Here is a 26,350-nt window from a genome sequence, read left to right as displayed (position 1 = left end):
TATGCAAAATCCCCGTTTAGCATCCCGGTATGCAAAATCTCTGGTGGACCTGGCAGTAGAACAGAACCAGCTGGAACCTGTACAGCAGGATATGCTTGTATTGCAACAGCTCTTCAAAGGCAATCGCGATGTGGTGGCTTTGCTCAAAAGTCCCATCATCAAAGCCGATAAAAAGCAGAAGATCCTGGCAGCCGTTCTGGAAGGTAAAGTGAGCAATCTCACCGCGTCCTTTATCAACCTGCTGATCTCCAAAGGCCGCGAAAGCTACCTGCCCGAAATGCTCTCCGCATACCTGCAGGAATACGATGTGATCAAAAAGATCAATAAAGTAAAGATTACTTCCGCCGTTCCCTTGGATGCTGCTACACTGGCACTGATTAAAAAACAGGTAGAAGCTGGCAGCGATGCTTCCATCGAACTGGAAACATCAGTAGATGAAGCGCTCATCGGTGGATTTGTACTCGAAACCGGTGATAAACTGGTAGATGCTTCCGTTCTCCGTGACCTGAAAGACATCAAAAAACAATTCGAGAAAAACATTTACGTTCCGAATATTCGCTAAAAGCAATATAAACAGCAGCCGCTGCGTACACGCCAAGCTGTCTGTCGTTATACTATAGTTTTACTTTAACGACCTTTCTAAAAAAACAATATATGGTTGAAATCAAACCTGATGAAATTTCGGCGATACTCCGCCAGCAGTTAAGCAACTTCAATGCTTCTGCCGACCTCGAAGAGGTAGGTACCGTATTGCAGGTGGGTGATGGTATTGCCCGTGTATATGGACTGAACAACGTGCGCGCAGGGGAATTGGTGAGCTTCGAAAACGATGTGAAAGCAATCGCCCTCAACCTCGAAGAAGATAACGTTGGTGTGGTATTGATGGGTGAATCAAAAGGAATTAAAGAAGGTGATAAAGTACGCCGTACCGGTCAGATCGCTTCCATTAAAGTAGGGGAAGGTCTCGTTGGTCGCGTAATCAATACGCTGGGCGAACCTATCGATGGTAAAGGCCCCGTAACCGGCGAACTGTATGAAATGCCCCTGGAGCGTAAAGCTCCTGGCGTTATCTACCGCGAACCAGTAAAAGAACCCCTGCAGACAGGTATCAAAGCGATCGACGCCATGATCCCCGTAGGCCGTGGACAACGTGAACTCGTGATCGGTGACCGTCAGACCGGTAAAACTGCCATCTGCCTGGATACCATCATCAACCAGAAAGAATTTTTTGATGCAGGCAAGCCTGTATATTGCATATACGTAGCTATCGGTCAGAAAGCATCTACCATCGCTGGTGTGATGAAGACCCTGCAGGACAACGGCGCTATGGCTTATACCACCATCGTAGCTGCTTCCGCTGCTGACCCGGCTCCTCTCCAGTTCTTCGCTCCATTCGCCGGCGCCGCTATCGGTGAATTCTTCCGCGATACCGGTCGTCCTGCTCTCATCGTTTATGATGATCTGTCCAAACAAGCCGTTGCGTACCGTGAAGTATCCCTGCTGCTCCGCCGACCTCCCGGACGTGAAGCATACCCTGGTGACGTATTCTACCTCCACAGCCGCCTGCTCGAACGTGCTGCTAAAATTATCTCCAAAGATGAGATCGCACAGCAGATGAACGACTGCCCGGATTCTATCAAACACCTCGTAAAAGGTGGTGGATCCCTCACCGCATTGCCTATCATCGAAACACAGGCAGGTGACGTATCTGCATACATCCCCACCAACGTGATCTCCATTACCGATGGTCAGATCTTCCTGGAATCAAACTTGTTCAACGCAGGTATCCGCCCCGCTATCAACGTAGGTATCTCCGTAAGCCGCGTGGGTGGTAACGCTCAGATCAAATCCATGAAGAAAGTATCCGGTACCCTGAAACTGGACCAGGCTCAATATCGCGAGATGGAAGCCTTCTCTAAATTCGGTGGTGACCTCGATGCCGCTACCAAATCCGTACTGGATAAAGGTGCCCGTAACGTGGAAATCCTCAAACAAGCTCAGTTTAGCCCTTACGCAGTAGAAAAACAGGTAGCTATGATCTACCTGGGTACCAACGGTCTGCTCCGTGAAGTACCAGTGAAAAATGTACGCGCATTCGAAGAGGCGTTCCTCAACGAAATGGAAGTACGTCTCCCTGAAGTACTGGGTGAGTTCAAAAAAGGTAACCTGCCAGAAGATGGTATCAAACGCATGGTGACCCTGGCCAACGAACTGAAACCAAGATTCGCCTAAGTTCAATGACTAAAAAATAAAAAAAGCCCGACGCCCCCGGCGTTGGGCTTTTTTATTCCCATCACCTTCAACCCATCACCTTCAACTCCATCACCCAATCCCATCAAAATTTTTTCTTCTTTTTAAACCCTATGCTGACTTATGCGTTACTAATTATACCGCATAGCAAGAAATCATGTTGAATGGCTGAGGAATTTATTACCGCATAATCGCTATCTGATAGACCAAAATCCGCATTAACGGAGTACCCTTCCGTGTGTGTCTCTAAGAACCATTAAAAAGCATATCAACTGCGTAACAGTTGAATTAGGTCGTTGTATGTCATCTACTGCCGGTGAAAACCCAAACAAGCAGCAAATGCCATAGTGAGCCTTCGTGCCCCGGTGTCCCATTCCAACCACTAAAACGAGCATTGCATGGATAAAAAGCTACCCGCGTTACCGAGTGAACAAAAAGATTGTTTGACCCTCCTCCACATCCGCAGAAGGATCACCACCAACACCGCTATCCTCCTGATGGCCTTTCTTTGTTTGCTCTGCTCACAAAGCTCCTACGCGCAGTTTACCATTACCGAGAACTTTAAAGGCAATTCCGCCGGCAACGTTACCCTGGGTGGGGGAGCGAAACTTACCTCCGGATCAATAGATCCCAATGGAGATGGCTGGCTCCGACTTACAGAAGATGAGCTGAACCAGGCCGGTTTTGCCTATGTAAACCAGAGCTTCCCTTCCTCGCTCGGTATACTCATGGACTTTGAATACACCGCCTGGCGCCGTAGCAACCCCACTTTCGGTGGCGCAGATGGTTTCTCTATATTCCTGTTCGACGCTACCACCAACCCATTTCGTATTGGTGCTTCCGGTGGTAGCCTTGGATATGCACAGTCTACCAATCAACAAGGTCTCGCTGGTGGATATGTAGGCATCGGGATCGATGAATTCGGAAACTATGCCAACAGTGGTGGCGGTAAAGTAGGTGGCGCACCGATCGGTACTAATACCACCGACTTCATTTCTGCCCGTGGCCCAGCGTCTTCTAGCTATAGCTATCTCAGCGGCTCGGCAGCAGGTGTCAGCATTGACTATGACGTACTCACCCAGACCCGGCCTACCAGCACCCAGTTCTATCGCCGTGTACAGGTAGAGATCACACCGTCCGGCGCTAATTATTCCATTACCGTTCGGCTTAAAACCAGTGAGACCGGCGCATTCAGGACCGTATTCGGCCCTACTACTCTCACCAGTGCTCCCCCGGCTAATCTTAAACTGGGATTCGCTGCTTCTACTGGTGGAGGCTTTAATAAACATGAAGTAAGAAATCTGATCATTACCACCCCCGGCAATGTTCGTGTCCAAAAGACAGTTAATCAACCCCTGGCGAAAGTGGGAGATCTGCTTACCTATAAGGTGACTGTTTACAATGAGACCGGTTCTGCATTGAATGGTCTGCCACTGACAGATGCATTTACACCGGCTAACGGATTTAACATTAGTTCCGTTAGCTTTTCCAATGACGGGTTCACAGGTAATACCGCATCAGGATATAGCAATACCAGCTTTGCCAACATCACCATGAATATGATCGCGAAAAGTTCGATGACCTTTACGGTCTCGGGTACGGTGATGAATAAACCGGCCAACGGTCAGTTGCAGAACAAAGCTTACGTCAGCCCCTCTTCCATAGGCATCACAGATCCTGATAACTCGAATGATACCTCCCTAGCCATCACACAGATCATCAACCCGGATCTGCAGCTGACAAAAGCTAAAACAGGAAATCTGCGGCCCGGAGGCACCGGCAGCTACCTGCTCACTGTTACCAATGTGGGTACGGATGCCAAACCTAATCTGAGCACCGTCAGCATACAGGATAACTTACCCACAGGTCTTACCCTGAATGGTAGCCCCTCAGGAACCGGCTGGACCTTTACGCCCGTAGCAGGTGCAGTAGTGGCCAGTCGTACAGATGCACTGGCGATTGGCGCCGCTTATCCGTCTATTACTGTCCCCGTATCAGTGGCGGCAAATGCACCTAATACCATCGTCAACCTGGCAATCGCTTCCAATGAATACGATGCCAATTCGACCAATAATGTGGCGACAGATACGGCAGATACCCGCAAAGTCGCTGATCTCGAACTGGTATCTATCACGCCTGCACCAGCCACCGTCTGTGTAGGAGGTACGATACAGTATACTTTTGTGGTGCGTAACAATGGGCCGGAAGCAGCTTCCAACGCACGCATCAACTTCAGCGTGCCGGCCGGTTTTACTAACCTTACCCGTGTGAGCCGTACCCTGGCTACTACCGGCACAGGCTCATTTGGTGCCGGAACTACCAGCGGAACTTCCTATGTAGATAGCGTGAACCTTAATAATAGCGCTTCTGCTACTTATGTCTTTACAGCAGTAGCAGCCACCAGGCCCGCCAATGGTATCGGCATCGCCAATGTCTCCGTTATGCGTTCCGCAACAGATATAGATCCGGATGCGACAGATAACATGGTGGCCAATCCTACCGATCCGCAGCGGGAATGTGATGGCGCCCCCTCCGGAGCTGGTTGCAACAATATCAAATCAGGTTCCGTAACGATATCTGCCGCACCTACCACATCGGATGCAGGACCGGATCAAAGCCTATGTGTCGCTACTTCCGCCACACTTGCAGGTAATACGCCATCTGTAGGAACCGGTACCTGGACCCAGTTGGCCGGTGGTCCCAATACCGCTACTATCACTAATCCCGCCCAGGCAAATACTACCATTACCGGTCTGGTACCAGGAGTATATAACTTCAGGTGGGCGATCAATAATGGTAGCTGTGCTGCCAGTGCGGATACAGTGAGGATCACAGTGGTACCACAAACTACTACGGCTAATGCCGGCCCTGATCAGGTATTGTGTAATGCGACTACTGCGACACTGGCGGGTAATACGCCTACCAATGGTGCCGGTGCCTGGTCTCAACTCAACGGCCCTAACACAGCGGCGATCACTAACCCCGCACAAGGTAACACCCCTATCACCGGACTAATACCTGGTACCTATCGCTTCAGATGGGCAATCACCAACGCCCCGTGTGCTACCAGTGCGGATACCGTTGATATTACGGTACAGGCATTGCCGACAGCTGCCAATGCGGGCGCTGACCAGACTAACTATAACTCAGGAATATTTAATATCACCGGCAATACGCCTACCACCGGTACCGGCCAATGGAGTGTGGCAGCAGGGAGCACCGCGACTATCGCTAACGCTAATAATGCCACAACGATGGCCACCTTACAGCCTAATACTACAGCGGCACTGGTGTGGACCATCTCGAATGGTAGCTGTCCGCCTTCCAGGGACACCGTCATACTCACCTTTACCCGCCGGGCAGATGCCAGGATCACCAAATCTGATGCGGGCAATACCTATCGCACAGGTAGTACGCTGACCTATACACTGACCGTAGAAAATGATGGTCCTTCAGATGCATTGGGGCTGGTTATCCAGGATTTGTTGCCTGAAGACATGGAGAATATCAGCTGGACAGCTACAGGTACCGGCGCCGGCGTATCTTTCTCCCCGGCAACAGGTACCGGTCGCGTTATCGACATCGATGCAGATATCCCATTTGGAGCAGGTAACAAAATTGTAGTGACCATTACCGGCAGGATCAAAACTACCTCAGTAGGCGGCAAAACCATTACTAATACAGGATCAGTAGCGACCGATATCACCATCCCTGATCCTAATAACAACAATAACGCTTCTACGGTAACTGGTACAGTGCCTAATAATCCACCGGTAGCTGTAGACGATAACTTCAGCACACCGCGCGATGTGGCAGTAAGCGGAAATGTAAAGACCAATGACAGCGATCCGGAAAATGATCCGCTTACCGTTACTACCACTCCTATATCCGGCCCTTCAAATGGTACCCTCACCTTAAATGCAGATGGTACTTTTACCTACACTCCTAACGCCGGATTCACAGGCACGGATAAGTTTGTATACAGCATCTGTGATAATAAAAATGCCTGTGCACATGCCACAGTAACAATCGCTGTACTGGCAGCTACTGCCGACCTGAAAGTGAGGAAGACCGCCAATCCGGCAACAGTAGTCGCCGGTCAGAATCTTACCTATACTATCACCGTTATCAATAACGGACCCTCTACCATACAAAGCAGTGAAACGTTTTTCGTAAGAGATGATCTGCCAGCTAACTTTACAGCAACTTCCTATACGGCGTCCGCAGGCACCTTCAACAGCAGCAATCATAGCTGGACAGGCGTAACCCTGGCACCTGGTGCGAGCGTAAGCCTTGCTATTGCAGGTAGTGTAAGCAGCGCCGCCAACGGAACGATCGCCAATAGTGCGACCACCACACCGCCCACAGGCGTAACCGATCCGACACCCGATACCGCTACAGTAACTACGCCGGTCTCCCTTACCGGTGATCTGTCTGTTACCAAAACGGATGGTAAAACTACCTATACACCTGGTACCGGTATCGAATATACGATAGTAGTAAAGAATGCAGGGCCTTCCGATGTGAGAGGCGCCAGGGTAACAGATGCTTTGCCAACCGGTATCACAAGCGCTACCTGGAATGCAGCTGCAGCCGGTGGTGCAACACTGCCTGCCTCCAGTGGTAACGGAGCGATCGATCAGCTGGTAAATATACCGGCAGGAGATTCCATCACATATAACTTTACGATCCAGGTACCGTCATCCTATGCCTCGGTTAATACGGATGGCTCACTATCTAATACAGCAAGTGTTACCGCACCTAATGGTTTTACCGATAACAATACCAATAACAACAGCGCAACAGATACGGACCAGGCCAGCACGGTCAACAATCTTAATATTACTAAGACAGGTCCTGCTTCAGCCGTTGCGGGAGATAGTATTATCTATAATATCGTAGTGGTCAATAATGGCCCGTCTGATATGGTGAACGCTGCTGTAGCAGACGTGCTACCCTCAACCATTATCGGCGCCAAATGGACGGTTACTACCGCCGGAACCGCCACCGCCAGCGTTACTAGCGGTACCGGAAATGTCAGCCTGACGACCACCATTCCCGCAGGGACTGCTAACAGTATCACCATTAATATCAGGGGTAAGTTAAATACTGCTGCTGTGGGCGCCGTCAGCAATACAGCTACCGTAACACCTGCCGGAAAGACACCGGTAAATTCCAATACCGTTACGACTACTTTAAATACGCAGACAGGAATAAATGTAGTGAAGGTAGGACCACCAAACGGAAGGGTCGCTGCGGGGAGTACGATTAACTATACCGTTACTGTAACGAATGCAGGACCATCTGACGCAACTGGTGTCAATATCTCGGATATTATCCCGGCTGATATTACAGAGGTGGTTTGGAATATCACTGCCAGCGGTAGTGTTACGCCGGCTTCCAATGCGCCATTCAGCGGTACCGGCAATAATATCAGCACTGCTGCCAATATACCTGTTGGCGCAGGTAATACCCTTGTTATCAATGTAAGTGGTAGGGTACGTCCCGGCGCCACCGATACATTGGTGAATACTGCTACGGCGACCCCTTCGGGTGGCATAGCCGTAACCGGTACGAACAAAACAGCGGTGATCAACCAGCCAGGATTGGTGATTACCAAGTCCGGACCGGATACCGTCAGTGCAGGTGCGGCGATCGTGTATACACTGAACGTAACTAACAACGGGCCTTCTGATGCCGTAAATGCTACGATAAGCGATGTTTTATCTAACCTGATAGATGCCGGCGTATCATGGACGGCAACCGCCACCGGTACGGCTACCGTCACCAGTGGTGCTACCGGCAATGGATATAATCTGCAGGTGACAGGTAATATCCCCGCCGGCTCCGGTAATGCGATCAACATACGCATAAGCGGTATCGTTAAGCCAGCTGCCAGCGGTAGCTTTGATAATGCGTCAACAGTGAATGTACCGGGCCAGCCTGATATTACCTCCAATACTATTATCACCAATATCAGGTATAGCCCTGACCTGACTTTAAGTAAGGCAGCAGACGATACCGTAGCTGCCGGCGCACCGGTGATATATACACTTACCCTGAGCAATGCAGGACCTTCAGATGCATTCAATGTAACGATTACGGATACCATACCTCCGCAGGTATTGCTGCCAGATGTACATACCGCTATTCAGGGAAATGCACGCATCCTTTCCGGCGACATCAACACGGATGCGGCGGGAAACAATATCCTGACGGTAGTCGCCAACGTGGCTGCAGGAAGCGGCAACCAGGCGATCATCACTGTGGATGGCGTTGCAGATCCGGCCTTCGAGGGCAGGATCATCAACCGCGCCTTTGCAAAAACTGGCAACCGGCCAGTTGTACCTTCTCCTGAAGTACCTACTGTTATCGTCAATGAAGCAGACCTTCAGGTAGAGAAAGATGCACCGGATACTATTGCCGCAGGTACGGATATTACCTATACCGTATCTGTCAACAATGAAGGACTTTCTGATGCGAAAAATATCACGATCAGAGACCAGGTGCCTGTACAGATCAGTAATGTAAGATGGACCGCTACGACAGTAGGAAGGGCTACTATTACAGGTAGCACCAGTGGTACCGGCAATGCCGTTTCCGTACAGGGAACAATACCTACCGGCCCGGCCAATGAGATCACTGTTACGATCACTGGTAGAGTGGATGCCGCTTTTACTGATACCTTGAAAAATGTGGCTACCGCTACTATTCCTGGTAAGCCTGCTATTACGTCGGATACGGCTAAAACCAAAGTGCAGAATAAATCCAATGTACGGATATCCAAAGCCGGACCATCGACATTAGCTGCAGGCAGCAATATTTCATATACTATAGATGTAACGAATGCCGGTCCCTCTGATGCCAAAAATGTGGCTATCAATGACCAGTTGCCGGCGGGTGTAACCATGACAGGCTGGAGTGCAACCGCTACCAATGGTGCGGTGATCAACAGTGGTAATTCGGGTACTGCCAATCCGGTAGCTGTAAATGCCGATATCCCGGCAGCAGGAGCGGCAAAAGTAACGATCACGATCAATGGCAAAGTGGGGGCAGCGGTAGAAGATACCATCAAGAACGGTGCTACTGCACAGCCGGCAGGCCAACCTATTGTGACAGACACCGTAAGGACATTGATCACCAATCAGCCGAATCTGATCATCACCAAAGTAGGAGCAGATACACTCGCAGCAGGAGATCCGATCACTTATCTCATCACAGTGATCAATAATGGTCCTTCCGACGCGAAGAATGTACAGCTTACAGATATGATACCGGCTGCTATACAAAATCCCGCCTGGACTACCACGGTAGCAGGTGGGGTAACGATCACTACCGGTGCTACCGGTACCGGATCTAACCTGGTACTGAATGCCAACATCCCGGCGGCATCGGGCAATAAGCTGACGATCAATATCACCGGGATGGTGGCACCTGACTTTACAGGATCGCTGCAAAATACCGCCACCGGTACGCCGGCTGGTAAAACACCGGTACAGTCCGATACCGTAATCACTACCATCGTAAACAGGGCGGCACTGCGCGTGACTAAGTCAGCTCCGGATACCTTAGCTGCTGGCACCCGCATATCTTATACAATAGACATCGTCAATGCCGGTCCATCCAATGCCAGAAACGTAAGGATCGAAGACCTGGTAGACGCAAACATCGACAATGTAACCTGGGATATTACTACGGCTACCAATGCAACAGTGACTTCCGGTGCTACCGGTACCGGCAGCAATGTAGTGGTGGTGGCAGATATAATGGCGGCTGCCGGCAATAAGCTAACGATCAGAATACAGGGTAGTGTAAAGGCTGCCTTTACCGGAAAGATCAATAACAGTGCTACCGCTACTCCTGCGGGTCAGCCGCCGGTAACCTCCAACATTACTACTACGGAGATCGTCAACCAACCAGCGGTGAAAGTGGTGAAAACCGGTCCTGCCAGCATCGCTGCCGGCGAAAATGTAGTGTATACGATCACACTAACCAATGATGGCCCGTCTGATGCGCCGAATGTACAGCTGCAGGACATCGTACCTGCTGCGGTGATCCGGACCAGCTGGAGCACTAACGCCAACGGTGCAGTGATAACCAGTGGTGCTACCGGTACAGGCAATAACGTACAGCTGGTCGCCAGCATACCTGCCGGTACAGGCAATAATGTGGTGGTGACGATCAGAGGAACGGTGGATTCATCATTCACCGGCACTTCCCTCGTGAATACTGCCACTGCAACACCCGCCGGAAAAGATCCGGTTACCTCTACGATCACTACTGCGGTGACTAACAAGCCATCCCTACTGGTGACTAAAGCAGGAGCTACGGTCGCCAGGGCAGGAGACAGCCTGATCTATACGATCACGATCCGCAATGCAGGCCCTTCTGTAGCCGGCAACATAAGTATTGCAGATAACCTGCCTGCTGGTCTATCCGGTAGTAACTGGACCGCTACGGCGGCTGGTGCAGGCACTACTGTCAGCGCCACCAGTGGAACAGGTACCGCTATCAATATCACCGGCACATTGCCCCCAGGGGCTAACGATGTGATCACATTGGTGATCAGGACGAAGATAGATGCTGCCTTTACCGGCGCCAGTGTCAATAATACTGTTACGGTTACCCCAGCCGGACAACCATCGGTGCAATCACAGATAACCACTACGGTAAGCCGCGAGGCTGATCTGGTAGTACTGAAGAGCGGTCCCGTTAATGCATTGGCAGGAGACAGCATTTTCTACACGATCACTGTAAAGAACAACGGTCCGTCTGATGCCGCCGGCATACAGATTACGGATAATATGCCGGCTGAACTGACAGGCGCTACCTGGTCGGCTACGACTACCGGCACCGGCGTAACCATCACGCCTGCCAGTGGCAGCGGTAACATCAGCGCACTGGCCACCATCCCTGCCAATGCAGGTACGGTTACTATCCTAGTAAGAGGCAGAATAGCGCCGGGTACTAATAGCATGACTATCACGAACACGGCTACAGCAGTACCTCCGGCAGGAGTGACAGATCCTTCACCGGCGACCGGTATCGTGGTGACCAATCTTTCCAAAGATGCCGACCTGGTAATCGTTAAGACCGGCCCGGCCAATAAGGCAGCGGGTGAGCAGATCAGTTATGAGCTGCGCATCACCAACAGGGGGCCGTCTACAGTAACAGGGGCCACCATCCAGGATGTATTGCCATCCGGCATCACCAATATTTCGGCTACCACTGCAACAGAAGGTACCGCCACTGTCACCCCGGTAGTTATCAATGGGCAGATGGTATCGCTGACAGCAACCATCTCGCCGGATAATGGTGACGCTGTAAGGGTGACTATCAGGGGGATAGTCGATCCGGCGGCAACCGGCCGGATAGTGAATACGGCGTCCGTAACGCTACCTGCGGATGTACATGAAACAGATCCATCTACCAACAGTAGTGAGATAGGTACAGATATCACCACAAAGGTGGGCATACTGATCTCCAAGTCAGGTCCTGCCAGTGTGAATGTGGGCGATGAGATCGTGTATACGATGGAGCTAAGTAATAACGGACCTTCTGACGCCAATGGTGTCGTGGTAACGGATGCTGTCCCTGCCGGTATTGACCCGGCGACCTGGTCCTGGACAGCTACTGTGCAGGGAGTAGCCGGTGTATCTGCTACCAGCGGTACGGGTAATATTTCGGTGACCGCCAATGTAGGCGGCAGTAGTTCCGGCAAGGTGATATTTACCGCCAGAGGCCGCGTAACTGCCGCTGCCAGCGGCGCTATCGTGAACACAGTAGTAGCTTCATTCGGTGGCGATGAGTCCAGCACATTTGTCACTACAGTGAATAATTCAGTTGACCTGCGTATCTCGAAAACAGCACCGGCAACAATTGCAGCGGGAGATACCATCGTATATGTGGTGAATGTACGGAATGTTGGTCCGGCTTCCCTCACCGGAGGTACGATCAATGATGTCGTGCCGGCAAATGTACAGGGAGTGACCTGGACAGCAGAAACTGGTGGCGGCGCTACGGCTAATCCTGCTAGTGGCAGCAACAACACTATCAATATCAACACTAATATACCGGTGAATACAGGCTTTGTAAGGATCACGGTAAAAGGGAAGGTAAATCCTGCCTTCACCGGTACACTCACGAATACTGCTAGCGCTACGCCGCCGGCAGGTGTTGTAGACCCGTCTCCTGCACAGGTGAGTGTGAATACCATCGTTACTGCAAAAGCCGGGCTGCGCGTTGTGAAGAGCGGTCCTACTGCCATAGCGGCCGGTAATGTGATCCAATACCAGGTAGCGGTGCATAATGACGGTCCTTCCGATGCGACCAATGTGAACATCACCGACCAGGTGCCGGCAACGATACAGGGTGTCAACTGGAATGCGTCAGCTGGTAGCAATGCTGTCCTGACAGGCACTGCAACGGGCAATACCAATGCCGTAGCTACAGCCGCCAATATCCCCGTGGGAGGTGTCGTGAACATTACGGTTAGCGGCACAGTAGCACCGGACTTTAGCGGTGCTATCAACAACACGGCCACGGCAAGTGCGAATAATATATCCGTCAATAGTAATACGATCACGACTACGGTTACGAACACCCCATCGCTGAGAGTTGTTAAGTCCGGACCTGAGGTGCTGGATGCTGGCGCGCCGGTACATTATACGATCACTATTTCCAATAATGGTCCATCTACGGCACTGGATGTACAGATCGCCGATATATTACCAGACTCTGTGATCAATGCCAGCTGGTCGGCTACAGCCAACGGCACAGCGGTTATCAATGGTGGTAACCTCGGTGGTCAGCAGGGAGATGTGGCCTTCAGTGCGACTATTCCTGCCGGTAGCGATAACACGGTTATTGTGATGGTGGATGGTATCATTCATCCGGATGCAACTACGTCGGTGATCAATACCGCTACTGCAACACCTGCGGGCGGAACAACTGTTACTTCCACACCGGTGGTGACCCGCATCCGCAATACTCCCGGCTTACAGCTGGTGAAAGCGGCTCCGCCGGTGATCGACGCGGGTAATATACTGACCTATACGATCGATGTGTATAATAACGGCCCATCCAATGCGAGGGGTATTACGATCACGGATCAGCTGCCGGTACAGTTAGACCCGGCTACCAGGACCTGGTCTGCCAATACCGAAGGCGCCGCGACCATTGCAGGTGGTAACCTGAATGGACAGACCGGCAATGTCAACCTCACCGCAGATATGCCTGCCGGTAGCGGTAACAGTATCCGCATTACGATCACCGGCCGGGTAGCTCCGTCCTTCAGTGGTACTATCAGCAACCAGGCAACTGCCACCTTCCCGGATGGACGCGTGGTACCTTCTAACGAAGTAAGTACTACGGTCAACAATACGCCCGGTCTCCGGATCAGTAAGTCCGGCCCGGCCAGAGGTATAGCAGGCGGCCCGATCACTTATATGATCAACGTTACTAACAATGGTCCGTCAGATGCGGCCGGTGTAACCATCGCCGATATACTACCGGCACAATTGCAAAATGCTACCTGGTCTGCCACTGCTGCCGGGTCGGCTGTCATTCAGGGCGGCAATATCGCTGACCGCCCGGGTAATGTGAACCTGGTAGCGAATGTGCCGGCAGGTACCGGAAACAGTATTGCGGTGATGATCACCGGTACTATAAACCCGGCCTTCACCGGAACATTCAGTAATACGGCTACCTACACCCTGCCGGGTGGCACCGCGGTAAGCAGTACACCCGTACAGACCACGGTTACCAATCAACCAGGCTTGCGGGTAAGTAAAAATGGTATCGGTACGCTCGCTGCCGGTAGTGAGATACGATATGTCATTACAGTAAGTAACCTCGGACCATCTGATGCGCCAGGTATCAGTATCACAGACAATATACCGGCGGCAATACAGCCGGTCAGCTGGACCGCTACGGCACAAGGGGCCGCCGTGATCAATGGCCCCGCCAATGGCAACAGCAGTACTATCAACGTGGGCGCTGATCTGCCCGCAGGCAGCAATAATGGCGTTACCATCAATATAGTAGGTACGGTGAGTGCCGGATTCGAAGGGCAGCTGAAGAATCTGACCAGTGTAAGTAAAGGGGGTGTTGTACAAACCAGGGATTCTGTGACGACTACCGTGACTAACAGACCTGGTATACAATTCACCAAATCCGGCCCGACAACGATCGCCGCCGGTACGCCTATACGATACACCATTGATGCGGTCAATATAGGACCTTCTGATGCAAGCGGCGTTGTCATACAAGATATCGTGCCGGTTACCGTACGTAATGTTAACTGGACGGCTACGATACAGGGCGCTGCGGTGATCAACGGGGCGGCCAACGGTACAGGCAATAATGTATTCATTAATGCAGACCTGCCTGCCGGTAGTGCCAATACAGTGCATATCACCGTAACGGGTGATGTAGATCCTGCTTACCAGGGTACATTGACCAACCTGGCTACCTTGAAGCATCGTGACAGCGTGTACACATCTGATATCAGCACTATAGTACGGAACCAGGCTAATGTAACGGTATCGAAGATAGGACCTGCTAATGTAGCTGCCGGTGCGCCGATCACCTATGTGATCAGTGTAGGCAACCAGGGACCGTCTAATGTGAGTGGGTTGCAGATCAGGGATGTGGTACCCGCTGTGGTGCAACAGGTAGGTTGGACAGTAACGGCGAGAGGTAATGCTACCGTAACGGGCGCCAGCAGTGGTACCGGTAATAATATCGTCATCGCGGGCAACGTCGCAGCAGGTGCAGGTAATGAATTGCAGATTACAGTGACAGGAACGGTGAATGCAGATGCGACATCTGGTGTGATCACCAATACGGCCAGTGTAGATAAGCCGGATGGCACGACCGTTACCTCAGCCCCTGTGACTACACAGATAGATGCGACTGCCAGCAGGATCTCGCTGAGTAAAGTAGCTGCTACTACTGCCAATGCAGGGGAGACGCTGACCTATACGATCAATGTCGCCAATGCAGGCCCGGCTAATGCGAAAGGGCTGACGATACGGGATACGGTGCCGGCACAGCTGCGCAACGTTACCTGGACCGCAACTGCTACCGGTAATGCTACGGTACAGGGAGGCGCTACGGCTAATGGCAGCGGCAACATCATCGGTATATCCGCTGACCTGGCAGCCGGCAATGCCAACAGGATCACCTTACAGATAACTGGTACGATCGATCCTGCATTCAGCGGCACGCTGAATAATACAGCATATGCTATCAACGGAACAGGGGTGACCACCTCCTCCAATACGACCGCTACCCGGGTAGGACGTCAGGCTGACCTGTATATCAATAAGACCGGTCTGGACCAGGTGATCAACAAGGATAGTATGTATTACAGGCTGGAGATTGGTAACCGCGGAGCTGGTGCTGCGGACGGTGCTACCGTCACGGATCAGTTACCGGCGGGTATCCGGAATGCCAGAGCGGAGGTACAATCCGCTACAGGGGGCGCTGCTAATGTAAGCCTAGCTGTGAATAGCAATGTGTTGCAAGGAACCATCGGTACGTTGCCGGCAGGCGGCGTGGTGCGGATACTGATCAGGGCGATCGCGGATGGTAGCGGACAGCTGGAAAATACTGCCAGCGTACAGCCGCCGCCGGGAGTGACCGATCCGATTGTGACAGATAATACAAGTGATAAGGTGGTAACTCCTATACTACCGCAGACGCCATTGCAGATCACGAAGGAAGTGTTGACGGCCGGCCCATATGCCGTGGGCAGTACGGTGCGTTATCGCCTGACGGTGAGTGCACCGGGGGTACTGACGCTCAATCCGGTTAATGTGACCGACCAACTGCCACCAGCTAATAAAGTATCTGATCCGGCTATTTCGGCGCCTGCCGCCGGCAGCGCCTCTTATGATGCGGGTACACGCAGGATCGCCTGGGTGATCGGTGTGATGCGTCCGAATGCGACGGCCAGCCTGGAATATGAAGTGACGCTGAGAGAAAGCGGCAACATTGTAAATACCGCCATAGTGAAAGTGACTGGAAGAGATAATCAACCTAACCCGGCGATACCGGATACGGCTATCTCTACGCTCAATAACGAAGAACTGGCAGACCTACGGCTGGTTAAAACGCTGGATAACAATACCCCGATGCGCGTAGGAGGTAAGGCAGACTTTACACTCACGCTAACCAACACCGGTCCTAATACGGCTACCAATGTAGTGGTGGATGATCAGCTGGTGAGCAACCTGGATCAGACCGGCAGCTTCGATGCTACCGTTGGGGTGGCTACCTACGATGTGATCAACCGGCGGATCTCCTGGCGTATACCATCGCTGGCGACAGGGCAGAATGCGGTATTGAAATTCAGTGCCCGCATCAATGGGCCGGGTACTGTCGTCAACGAGGCGACAGCGACGGCGAAAGAGCGTGACCCTGATCCATCGAATAATAAGTCCCGTACGAGAGAAGAACAGGTGACGGGCGACAACATATATGTTCCTAATGTAATCACCCCCAATGGCGACGGTAAGAACGATAAGTTCGTCATCGTCGGTATAGAGCGCTTCCCAGGATCATCCCTGCTTATTTATAACCGCTGGGGCAATCAGGTGTTCCAGTCCAAGAACTATCGCAACGAATGGGATGGCAACGGTCTTAACGAAGGCACTTATTACTACCTGCTGGAACTCAAGATGCCGGAGGGTACTAAAGTGTACAAAGGCTGGATCGAATTGTTACGATAGACAAAAAAAGCAGTGATGGTTTTACCAAAAAGAGAATGTATGCGACTTAAAAGAGCAATAAAAATGATGGCAGGTATGGCGGCGCTTTGTGGATGCACACTGGGCGCTGCTGCCCAACAGAATGTACAGTTCAGCCAGTATGTATTCAACGGGCTGAGTGTAAACCCCGCATATGCCGGTTATAAAGGCGACTGGTATCTGAATGCCATTTACCGGCATCAATGGGCCGGATTTCCGGGGGCGCCGCGTACAGGTGGTATATCTATCGATGGGTTGACAAATGCGAGGGAAGACCGGGTAGGGATAGGTTTACAATTGATGATGGATAAGCTCGGACCACAGGAAATACTCTCCGGATACTTCAACTACGCCTACCGTATCCCGCTGGATGAAGATGACACCCGCCGCTTATCTATCGGTATTGCAGGAGGTGTAACGCAATACTCCATCGACGGTACCGCATTGCAGGCACTGGATGAAAATGATCCGGCCGTACCGGTTACTAAAACGTCCGTACTTATACCGGATGCGCGTTTCGGTATATACTACTATACGCCGAAGTTCTACCTGGGCGTCTCCGTGATGGACCTCTTTTCCCTGTATACAGATGCTACCCGGTATTATTGGGGAGGCTATAACTATAAGACCATCCGTAAGACACAGCATCTGTATGCGACAGCGGGATACCTGGTAGACCTCGGAGAAAACCTGAAGCTGAAGCCTTCTATCATGGTAAAAGAGGACTTCAAAGGACCTACCAATGTCGATCTTAACGCTTTCTTGCTTATTGCGGAGAAGCTATGGATAGGCGGCTCTTACCGTACAGGGGTACGCCTATGGGATAAGCCGCACCTTGACCGGGACCTCGACCCATTGGATGCCGCCAGTGCGATCGTGGAGTTTTATGCTACCCCACAACTACGTATAGGATATTCTTATGACCTGACGATCAACAAGCTAGCCAGTTATCAGCAAGGCTCTCACGAGATATCTGTGGGATTCCTGTTCAACAACAAAAACAGGAAGTTGCGCATTACCAGCCCACGATATTTCTAATACACTGACCAGCACGTTTTACTCCATTAAACAATGGCCCAATGAACAGACTGACTACAATATTCCGGTATAGCTGCAGATGGATCCTGATGGCGAATATATGTTTTGCCGGTACAGTATCGGCACAGGAGCAACCGTCGTTGCTCTCCAGGGCAGAGACGCATTTTGCCCTGCAGGAGTATGCACCTGCTGCCGCCTTGTATGAGCGCATATTGCGTAAAAAAAACAACCTGCCGTTGCTGGAGAAGCTGGCTACCAGCTACCGGGGTCTCAACCTTTATCAGCAGGCTGCTGCGACATATGCCCGCATTATACAGCAGCCTGAAGCATCGGTGGAGAACTGGTTATACTACGGCGATATGCTGAAGAGCCAGGGAGATTATGCCGGTGCTAAAACAGCCTACAATACTTACCGGGAGAAAGGAGGGGCCTCTCCGCTGACTGCTAACCGGATAGCGGGGTGTGACAGCGCACTGGTATGGCAGCAACAGCCATCTGGTGTGATGATATATAATATGGCTTCACTGAATTCCGGGGGGGCAGACTGGGGCGCTGCTTTGTATCATAAATCGCTGGTCTTTGTGTCAGACAGTATGCGTAAGGAAGTACTTTTTGCCACGTCGAGGCGGAATAAGCGGTTCTATGCCCGTAATGAGCATGCATACCTGAAGTTGTATAGTGCGGCCCCTTCGATCAACGGCTGGGGATATGTCAATGATTTTTCACCAGTGATCAATCAATACCGGTATCATGTGGGGCCTGCTGTTTTTTCAGGTAGCGGGGATACGGCATATGTGACGGTGACGGATCCGTTTAAGATACCTTTCGACAAAGGCACCCGGTTGCTGGTATATGGGGTAAGAAGATTGGAGCTGCTGGTATTTGTAAAGAAAAATAATCAATGGCAGCCGCCGCAACCATTTCCGTATAATAAGCCACAGGAATATTCTTTGGGGCAAGCTGTTTTAAGTGCCGATGGTACAACCATTTATTTTACGTCGGACATGCCCGGAGGGCAGGGGAGTACGGATATCTGGTTTTGCCGCCGGATTGCAGACGGTAGCTGGGGAACACCACAAAACTGTGGTAGCCAGCTGAATACTGCCGGAGCGGAAGAGTTTCCTACTATTGGAGGGGATGGGCAACTGTACTTTTCCAGTATGGGGCATATAGGAATGGGTGGCTTTGACCTCTTCCGGGCGGTTGGCAGTGGGGATCAGTGGGGAACGCCGGTGAATCTGTATCCGCCGTTCAACTCTCCGGGAGATGATTTCTATTATGTGTCTACAGCTGACGGGAAAGGGTTCCTGTCTTCCAACCGTAGTGGCGGAAAAGGGGGGGATGATCTGTATAGCCTGGCTTTGCCGGCGACGATGATCACACCGGTCACTGTGCAGCCCCTGTTGCGTATCCCGTTTGAGGCTACGATCTGTACAGACCAGGTATGTGTGTATCTCTACAATAAGAAGCGGGATATGGGCTGGTGCTTTATGCCGCAGCCGCCGGAGCGCAAGATCACAGCGACCCTGGAAGCAGATACGGAATATGTGATCCGGGTATATGCAGGTGGCCGTCTTATCAGTAGTACAGACTTCAATACCAATGGGTTAACAGGAGCGGAAGTGCTGCGTAAAGAGATCTGTCCGGGGGCGCGTAAGTAGCGATGGCAGGAGGAGATGGGCGATTTTACCGGCGGCGGGTATTTTCACCGGCAATGCATCCGTATTTTACCGGTAGCAACAGTACATTTACCGAATTGTTCCTTTGATAATCTGCTTTGTTCATGAAAGCCAATAGCTTTGTGGTACAAATCATCGCAGATATATGTGGAAATTTATCAACCTCCTTGCCTGTGTTTTTCTCCCGATGTTTCTGATGGCGCAGCATAAAATAAGCGGCCGTGTCACGGATAGCAAAAAGAAGCCACTTCCTGGAGTGAATGTTTTTATCAAAGACACCTATGACGGCGCTACTACAGCCGCAGATGGTACCTACAGCTTTACCACTTCTTCCAGCGGACAAGCAGTGATTGCTGCTTCGCTGATGACCTACAAAACAATGGAGCAGCCGATTACTATCAATGGTCCTGTACAGCTGGACCTGGTGCTGAAACCTTCAATCAGCGAATTACGTGTGGTGACTATTTCTGCCGGCAGTTTTGAAGCCAGCGGAGAAAAGACAAATACGGTATTGAAGCCGTTGGATATCGTGACGACAGCAGGCGCGGGCGCCGATATCGTCAATGCACTCAAGACATTACCCGGTGCACAACAGACCAACGACCGCGAAGGCTTGTTCGTAAGAGGTGGTACCGGTTATGAAACACAGACCTTTATCGACGGATTATTAGTAAGGAATCCTTTCTTCAGCGGATTGCCTGATATCCCGGGACGCAGCCGTTTTTCCCCTTTCCTCTTTAAAGGTACGACCTTCAGTAGTGGTGGTTATTCTGCTCAATACGGACAGGGGCTATCTTCTGCTTTGATATTAGAATCCAGTGATCTGCCGGATCGTTCTTCCTATAGCCTGGGTGCCTCTGTGATAGGCGTGAATGGCGGCATGGAGAGGCTATCCAAAGACAAAAAAGGATCTTACGGTATAGAAGCCAGTTATACTAACCTGCAGCCCTATATACAAGTGACCAAACCTAAATGGGAATCCAGTATATATCCTGAAAACTGGGGTGGCTCCTTTAACTTCAGGAGACGGACCTCTTCCACGGGTATATTAAAATTTTATGGCTATGCCAACTGGAACCGTTCCGGGATCTTACGTCCCAGCCTGGATTACCCCGGTAGCCAGGAGATGTTCAACAACAATAACATGAATATGTATACGAACCTGACCTACAAGGAAAGTCTTGGAAAGGGATGGCGTATCAACACAGGTGTTTCCTATAGTATCAATGACGATAAGATTGAGACGGATACTTTACCCAAATCGGCTCCCGGCAGGATCAAAGCACGATCGGACCTCGGACAGGTAAGAGTAGTGCTGACCAAATCGCTGGGTGTGCTTTCTCAGATACGTTTTGGTGGAGAGCAACAATATGCCGTAGAAAAATCAAGCTTTAATAGCTATAAAGCTGACTTTGTAGATAATTACACTGCCGCGTTTGCTGAAACGGATATTTATTTCACCCCGCAGTTTGTAGCCAGGGTAGGTGGCCGCATGGAATATTCTTCCGTGATCAGTAAGACCAATTTTGCACCTCGTGCTTCCCTGGCATACAAGCTGGATAATCAGGGGGAGATATCCCTGGCCTATGGTGATTATTACCAGAAGCCGGAGCAGCAATATATCCGCTTTAAACACAACCTGGGATACATGAAGGCGACGCACTATATTGCCAGTTACCAACGTATCGCCAATGGCTATACTTTCCGTACGGAAGTGTATTACAAAAAGTACCATGATCTGCTGAAAACAACTCCTGATACCAGCGCGAGCGGTACGGGTTATGCCAGGGGAGTAGAGTTCTTCTGGCGGGACCGTAAAACCATCAAAAATGGTGATTACTGGATATCTTACTCTTACCTGGATACCAAACGTAATTACCTGAACTATCCATACGAGGTGCAGCCTGATTTTGCAGCAAAACATACCGCTTCTATCGTATACAAACAGTTCTTTCCAAAGATCATGACCAATATCGGGTTGACGTATACCTTTGCTACAGGCCGTCCTTATTTCAATCCGGCACAGCCTTTGGATAAGTTTATGAGCGATCGCACGATCAACTATAATACATTGGGATTGAGTGTCGCCAAACTGGCTACGTTGGGTAAAGCACATACGGTGTTTGCATTGGCGGTGAATAACCTGCTAAACTTAAAACAGGTATATGGTTACCGGTATTCCAGGGATGGCCTGCGCCGGGACGAGATAGCGCCGGTGATACCCCGTTTTATCTTTGTCGGAATGTTTATGAACTTCGGTATAGACAGAAGTCAGGACGTTATCAACAGTCTTTAATAGTTTATTTTAACATCATTCTAAATCTCAATATAATATGAAAAGAGTAACACTGTCCTTTTTACTATTGCTGGCTGTAGTATTCACTGCCGGTGCGCAGAGTGCGCAATACGAATCAGCTATGACGAAACAGGTTGCGTTGCTGGACGATCCTGCCAGCTTCAATCCTGCTAAACTGGGAGAGATCTCGAATACTTTTGAGCGGATCGCAGCAGCAGAAAAAAGCCAATGGTTGCCTTATTACTACGCTGCTTACAGCCAGGTGATGGCTGCACTGATAGAGCAAAACAAAGACAAGGTAGATGCTATTGTAGATAAGGTAGATGCGAATCTTGCCAAAGTAGATGAGCTGAGCCCTAACAATGACGAGGCGGCCTGTATCAAGTCGCTGGCTGCTACTGCCCGCCTGATGGTAGATCCGCAGAGCCGTGGTATGCAATATGGTATGGCATCTGCACAGGAGTTGCAGAAAGCACAGACTATCAATGCGGAAAATCCGCGTGTGTACCTGTTGCAAGGACAGTCCCTCTTTTACACACCGGAGCAATTTGGTGGTAGCAAGGCAAGGGCCAAGGAGAAGTTCCAGGCGGCCATCGAAAAATACGCCAGCTTCAAACCTGCCAGCAAGCTGGCGCCACACTGGGGTGAGAAACGTGCCAAGGAGCTGCTGGCAGAAGCCAACAAATAATGGCGCTGATAAGATGCAATGATATTAATAGCAAAGCGGCTGATCAATACCTTGATCAGCCGCTTTTTGTTGCACTTGGGATGATTAGATACCGGTGGTACAATACCTGGAGCCATCCGGACGTCTGAAGATAGAACACTTACAAGTAGAACCGATGATAGGTCCACAGGCGAACGGATTCAGATCGCAGCGGGTAAAGGTGAAACAGAAAGGCTGTGCATGCATAGCGCCACCACCATAAATGTCTTTTAGTGCTTGACGTGAAACTGATTCAAATTTGCTGATTTTTTTCATTACAGGTATTATTTGGGTTAAAAATGAACGTAGCTATAGACCGGTAGCTGAAAATACAATTACTCACTGCGATGGATATACGTTTGGAAGGAGCGGGGATGTGATTATTATGGTTAAAATTATCATGACAAGATGAAGAACTGACGTTTAGGGATAAAGGTGGGTGTTATAAACAGTAAGGCCGTCTCTTCATTTGAGACGGCCTTACTGTTTAATTCAATATGATGTTGGTGGCTATTCGGAAGCCAGTTCAGTTTTCTTGAGCGGGTTGGCGGTGTTTTCGTCGTATTGTTCGCGTTGTGCCATGATCTCGAGGCAGGAGAAGATCGCTTGCCGGAAGGAGGAAGGATCTGCGATGTTTTTGCCTGCGATGTCGAAGGCGGTACCATGGTCGGGCGAGGTCCTTACGATGGGCAGTCCTGCGGTGAAGTTGATACCATGGCCGCTGGCCAGTGATTTGAAGGGTATCAGGCCCTGGTCGTGATACATAGCCAGTACGGCGTCGAATTCGCGGTGCATATAGCGGGCGAAAAAGGCGTCGGCGCTATAGGGACCGAAACAAAGGAGGCCGTTATCCTTGGCTTTATTGATAGCGGGGATGATCTCTCTGATCTCTTCATCGCCGATCAGGCCATTGTCGCCGGCATGTGGGTTGAGGCCCAGTACGGCGATACGGGGAGCATCTATACCGAAGTCTTTTACAAGGCTGTCGTGCATGAGGTACAGTTTGCTGAGGATGTTCTCCCGGGTCACGTGCTTGGCGATCTCGGCTACCGGTATATGTTCGGTGAGAAGGCCTACCCGCATATCGTCGGCGGTCATGAACATCAGTACTTCCCTGGCTTCAAAAGCATCTTTGAGGAAGGGGGTATGACCGGTATAGTTAAAGTCGTGCCGTTGTATGTTATGTTTATGAATAGGCCCGGTAACGAGGCCATCCACGTGCCCGTCTTTCAGGCATTCTAGCGCTACTGTGAGTGAGCGGGCGCCGTATTTACCGCCTACATCATTCAGTACACCCGGTGTGATCTGTACTTCTTCTTCCCAGCAGTTGAATACGTTTACCTGCTTATGATTAAGGCGGGTAAAGTCTTTAATGCTCTGGTAGTTGAAGTTGTTCTCATTCATCAGCTTCCGGTAGAAGTTGATGGTTTTATTCGACGCGAATATTACGGGCGTACAGAATTCCATCATCCTGCTGTCCGCAAAAGTTTTGATGATGATTTCCATGCCGATGCTGTTCAGGTCTCCGATGGAAATGCCAATTACCGGTTTATTTATCTGGGCACTTGTACTCATAGGCAGCAAATATACACAAACGCAACACAATCAAGGCATACTATACCCGAAAGGCCGCTTAAATGGCAGAGGGATAGGGGACGGGGAGTTACAGAAGTGGTAGACCGGATGGGTATGGTGCGGGTGTTTTTTACATAAGTTATTTATTATCATTACATTATGAAGGACTTGTATAAGCGTTGTATAAGCAACCTATAGTCCTTGTATAGGCAAGGTATATCCGGGGTATACGCATGATATACCCATTGTATAGGTTTGGATAGGCGTTGCTTATACAAACGCTATACGAATGTTATACGAATGTTATAGGAGAGCTATAGAAAGGAAGTAATCGGCTTGATTTCACTAACTTTGCTCTCCAATCATGTATACATTAAAAAAATCATTAGGTCAACACTTTTTGCACGATGAGAACATGTGTAAAAAGATCGTGGCCGCCCTACCGGTTTCCGCAGGACAGCAGGTAGCGGAAGTAGGCCCCGGCGGAGGGGCTATTACCAAGTATTTGTTACAGTTGCCGGATATTCAATTTAAGGCGATAGAGCTGGACAAAGAAAAGGTACAATATTTGGAAAAAACTTATCCGGCGATACAGGGGAAGCTGGTGAATGAGAGTATCCTGGATACGCATCCGCCATTTGACGGCGCGTTTAGTGTGATCGGCAATTTCCCTTACAATATCTCTACGCAGATATTGTTCCGGATATTGGAGTGGAAGTCGCAGGTACCGGTGATGGTGGGGATGTTCCAGAAGGAGGTAGCACAGCGGGTGGCGGCTCCTCATGGGAATAAGGAATATGGGGTACTCAGTGTATTGATACAGGCATTTTACAAAGTAGAATATCTTTTTGAGGTACATGAGAACTGTTTCACACCGCCGCCGAAGGTGAAGTCTGCGGTGATCCGGCTTACGAAGCTGGAGACGCCTTATGACATTGCCAATGAGCGGAAGTTTTTCAACCTGGTAAAGACCGCGTTTAATCAACGTCGCAAGCAGCTACGTAATCCATTAAAAACATTATTCGACAAAGCGTTACTTCAGGACAGCCAATTTACCAAGCGGGCGGAGGCCCTTACGGTGGCTGACTTTGTAGCCTTATCCCACAAGATGATATGAGTCGTAAAGTACTGATCACCGCAAAAGCGCATAACTATCTGATAGAGAGACTGGAAGAAAAGGGCTATACCATCTCTTACCAGCCCTCTATTACTTATGACGAGGCATTGGCCGTTATGCACGATTATGTCGGGTTGATTGTCACCACCCGTTTGAGTATTGACAGCCGATTTATAGACCAGGCTACTCAGCTGGAGTGGATAGGCCGTTTGGGTTCCGGGATGGAGCTGATTGATGTGCCTTATGCGAGCAGCAAAGGCATCCGTTGTGTGAGTAGTCCGGAGGGGAACTGTGATGTGGTAGGGGAGCAGGCGTTAGGAATGTTGTTGTGCCTGATGAACAATATACTGAAGAGTAACCTGCAGTTGCGGGAAGGGGTGTGGGAGCGGGATGGTAACCGTGGATTTGAGCTGAACGGGTTGACGGTAGGTATTATTGGCTATGGGCATACGGGCAGTGCTTTTGCCCGTAAGCTGGCGGGATTTGATGTGCAGGTGCTGGCCTATGATAAGTTCAAGCAGGGGTTTGGGAATGCTTATGTGCGGGAGGCTGGTATGGATGAGTTGTATGAGCGGGCGGATGTGGTGAGCGTGCATTTGCCGTTAACGTCGGATACGTTTCATCTGGCAGACGATGCTTTTTTCCGGTCTTTCCAGCGTCCGATCTGGTATTTGAATACGGCGAGGGGGAAGGTAACGGATACGGCGGCGGTGATCCGCGCACTGCAGGACGAGCGGTTACGGGGAGCATGTCTGGATGTGTTGGAGAATGAGAAGATGGCAACGTTCAGTCAGATAGAGCGGGAGCAGTTCCAGTACCTGTTGCAGGCACCTAATGTGGTGTTGACCCCACACATAGCCGGGTATTCTCATGAAGCCAGTATAAAGATGGCTAAGATCGTGCTGGAGAAGCTTTTCATCATTTAAACAGTAAGCC

The 26,350-nt window shown here is 50.5% G+C and carries 11 protein-coding genes; 9 read left to right on the top strand and 2 right to left on the bottom strand.

Annotation, left to right across the window (positions count from 1 at the left end):
- The first annotated feature begins 1 nt into the window (after position 1).
- The 7 genes from atpH to KTO58_RS21120 all read left to right on the top strand — a co-directional run bounded on the left by atpH (position 2) and on the right by KTO58_RS21120 (position 22,704).
- Positions 2-562: an ATP synthase F1 subunit delta gene (atpH, locus tag KTO58_RS21150; RefSeq protein WP_095837489.1), complete on the top strand. Its 561-nt coding sequence runs from the start codon at positions 2-4 to the stop codon at positions 560-562.
- A 92-nt stretch (positions 563-654) separates the two neighbouring features.
- Positions 655-2,232, top strand: coding sequence for a F0F1 ATP synthase subunit alpha (atpA, locus tag KTO58_RS21145; protein WP_095837490.1), 1,578 nt, complete (start codon positions 655-657; stop codon positions 2,230-2,232).
- A gap of 416 nt (positions 2,233-2,648) precedes the next feature.
- On the top strand, positions 2,649-16,985 hold the full coding sequence (locus tag KTO58_RS21140; RefSeq protein WP_095837491.1) for a DUF7927 domain-containing protein: 14,337 nt from the start codon (positions 2,649-2,651) through the stop codon (positions 16,983-16,985).
- A 39-nt stretch (positions 16,986-17,024) separates the two neighbouring features.
- Positions 17,025-18,041 carry a PorP/SprF family type IX secretion system membrane protein gene (locus KTO58_RS21135; protein ID WP_198315168.1) on the top strand — a complete coding sequence of 339 codons (1,017 nt, stop codon included), beginning with the start codon at positions 17,025-17,027 and terminating at the stop codon, positions 18,039-18,041.
- Positions 18,042-18,082: 41 nt separating this feature from the next.
- The gene (locus tag KTO58_RS21130) at positions 18,083-19,702 is read left to right on the top strand and encodes a tetratricopeptide repeat protein (protein WP_095837492.1); all 1,620 of its coding nucleotides are present in this window, start codon (positions 18,083-18,085) and stop codon (positions 19,700-19,702) included.
- Positions 19,703-19,865: 163 nt separating this feature from the next.
- Positions 19,866-22,016 carry a TonB-dependent receptor gene (locus KTO58_RS21125; protein WP_095837493.1) on the top strand — a complete coding sequence of 717 codons (2,151 nt, stop codon included), beginning with the start codon at positions 19,866-19,868 and terminating at the stop codon, positions 22,014-22,016.
- 37 nt (positions 22,017-22,053) lie between these two features.
- Positions 22,054-22,704, top strand: coding sequence for a hypothetical protein (locus KTO58_RS21120; RefSeq protein ID WP_095837494.1), 651 nt, complete (start codon positions 22,054-22,056; stop codon positions 22,702-22,704).
- A gap of 84 nt (positions 22,705-22,788) precedes the next feature.
- Here the strand turns inward: KTO58_RS21120 and KTO58_RS21115 are convergent, their stop codons facing one another.
- Together KTO58_RS21115 and pdxA are read right to left on the bottom strand one after the other, a co-directional pair.
- On the bottom strand, positions 22,789-22,998 hold the full coding sequence (locus tag KTO58_RS21115; RefSeq protein ID WP_095837495.1) for a hypothetical protein: 210 nt from the start codon (positions 22,996-22,998) through the stop codon (positions 22,789-22,791).
- A gap of 234 nt (positions 22,999-23,232) precedes the next feature.
- The gene (gene pdxA, locus KTO58_RS21110; protein ID WP_095837496.1) at positions 23,233-24,297 is read right to left on the bottom strand and encodes a 4-hydroxythreonine-4-phosphate dehydrogenase PdxA; all 1,065 of its coding nucleotides are present in this window, start codon (positions 24,295-24,297) and stop codon (positions 23,233-23,235) included.
- Positions 24,298-24,661: 364 nt separating this feature from the next.
- On the opposite strand from pdxA, the gene rsmA reads away from it, so the two are divergent.
- Both rsmA and KTO58_RS21100 read left to right on the top strand, forming a co-directional pair.
- Complete coding sequence (rsmA, locus tag KTO58_RS21105) at positions 24,662-25,414, top strand: 16S rRNA (adenine(1518)-N(6)/adenine(1519)-N(6))-dimethyltransferase RsmA (protein WP_095837497.1); 753 nt, start codon at positions 24,662-24,664, stop codon at positions 25,412-25,414.
- Positions 25,411-26,340: an NAD(P)-dependent oxidoreductase gene (locus tag KTO58_RS21100; RefSeq protein WP_095837498.1), complete on the top strand. Its 930-nt coding sequence runs from the start codon at positions 25,411-25,413 to the stop codon at positions 26,338-26,340. Before rsmA ends, KTO58_RS21100 begins: the two co-directional genes overlap by 4 nt.
- Positions 26,341-26,350: the final 10 nt, after the last annotated feature.

This window comes from Chitinophaga pendula, from assembly GCF_020386615.1.
Taxonomy (GTDB): Bacteria; Bacteroidota; Bacteroidia; order Chitinophagales; family Chitinophagaceae; genus Chitinophaga; species Chitinophaga pendula.
The sequence above is the reverse complement of the archived record's forward strand: the minus strand, read 5'-3'. Positions and strand labels throughout refer to the sequence as shown.

Bases quoted from the DNA above. Each gene is read 5' to 3' on its own strand.
- KTO58_RS21120 (WP_095837494.1), top strand. From the start codon at position 22,054: ATGAAAAGAGTAACACTGTCCTTTTTACTATTGCTGGCTGTAGTATTC.
- KTO58_RS21100 (WP_095837498.1), top strand. From the start codon at position 25,411: ATGAGTCGTAAAGTACTGATCACCGCAAAAGCGCATAACTATCTGATA.
- KTO58_RS21135 (WP_198315168.1), top strand. From the start codon at position 17,025: ATGCGACTTAAAAGAGCAATAAAAATGATGGCAGGTATGGCGGCGCTT.
- KTO58_RS21115 (WP_095837495.1), bottom strand. From the start codon at position 22,998: ATGAAAAAAATCAGCAAATTTGAATCAGTTTCACGTCAAGCACTAAAA.
- atpA (WP_095837490.1), top strand. From the start codon at position 655: ATGGTTGAAATCAAACCTGATGAAATTTCGGCGATACTCCGCCAGCAG.
- KTO58_RS21140 (WP_095837491.1), top strand. From the start codon at position 2,649: ATGGATAAAAAGCTACCCGCGTTACCGAGTGAACAAAAAGATTGTTTG.
- rsmA (WP_095837497.1), top strand. From the start codon at position 24,662: ATGTATACATTAAAAAAATCATTAGGTCAACACTTTTTGCACGATGAG.
- KTO58_RS21125 (WP_095837493.1), top strand. From the start codon at position 19,866: ATGTGGAAATTTATCAACCTCCTTGCCTGTGTTTTTCTCCCGATGTTT.
- atpH (WP_095837489.1), top strand. From the start codon at position 2: ATGCAAAATCCCCGTTTAGCATCCCGGTATGCAAAATCTCTGGTGGAC.
- pdxA (WP_095837496.1), bottom strand. From the start codon at position 24,297: ATGAGTACAAGTGCCCAGATAAATAAACCGGTAATTGGCATTTCCATC.
- KTO58_RS21130 (WP_095837492.1), top strand. From the start codon at position 18,083: ATGAACAGACTGACTACAATATTCCGGTATAGCTGCAGATGGATCCTG.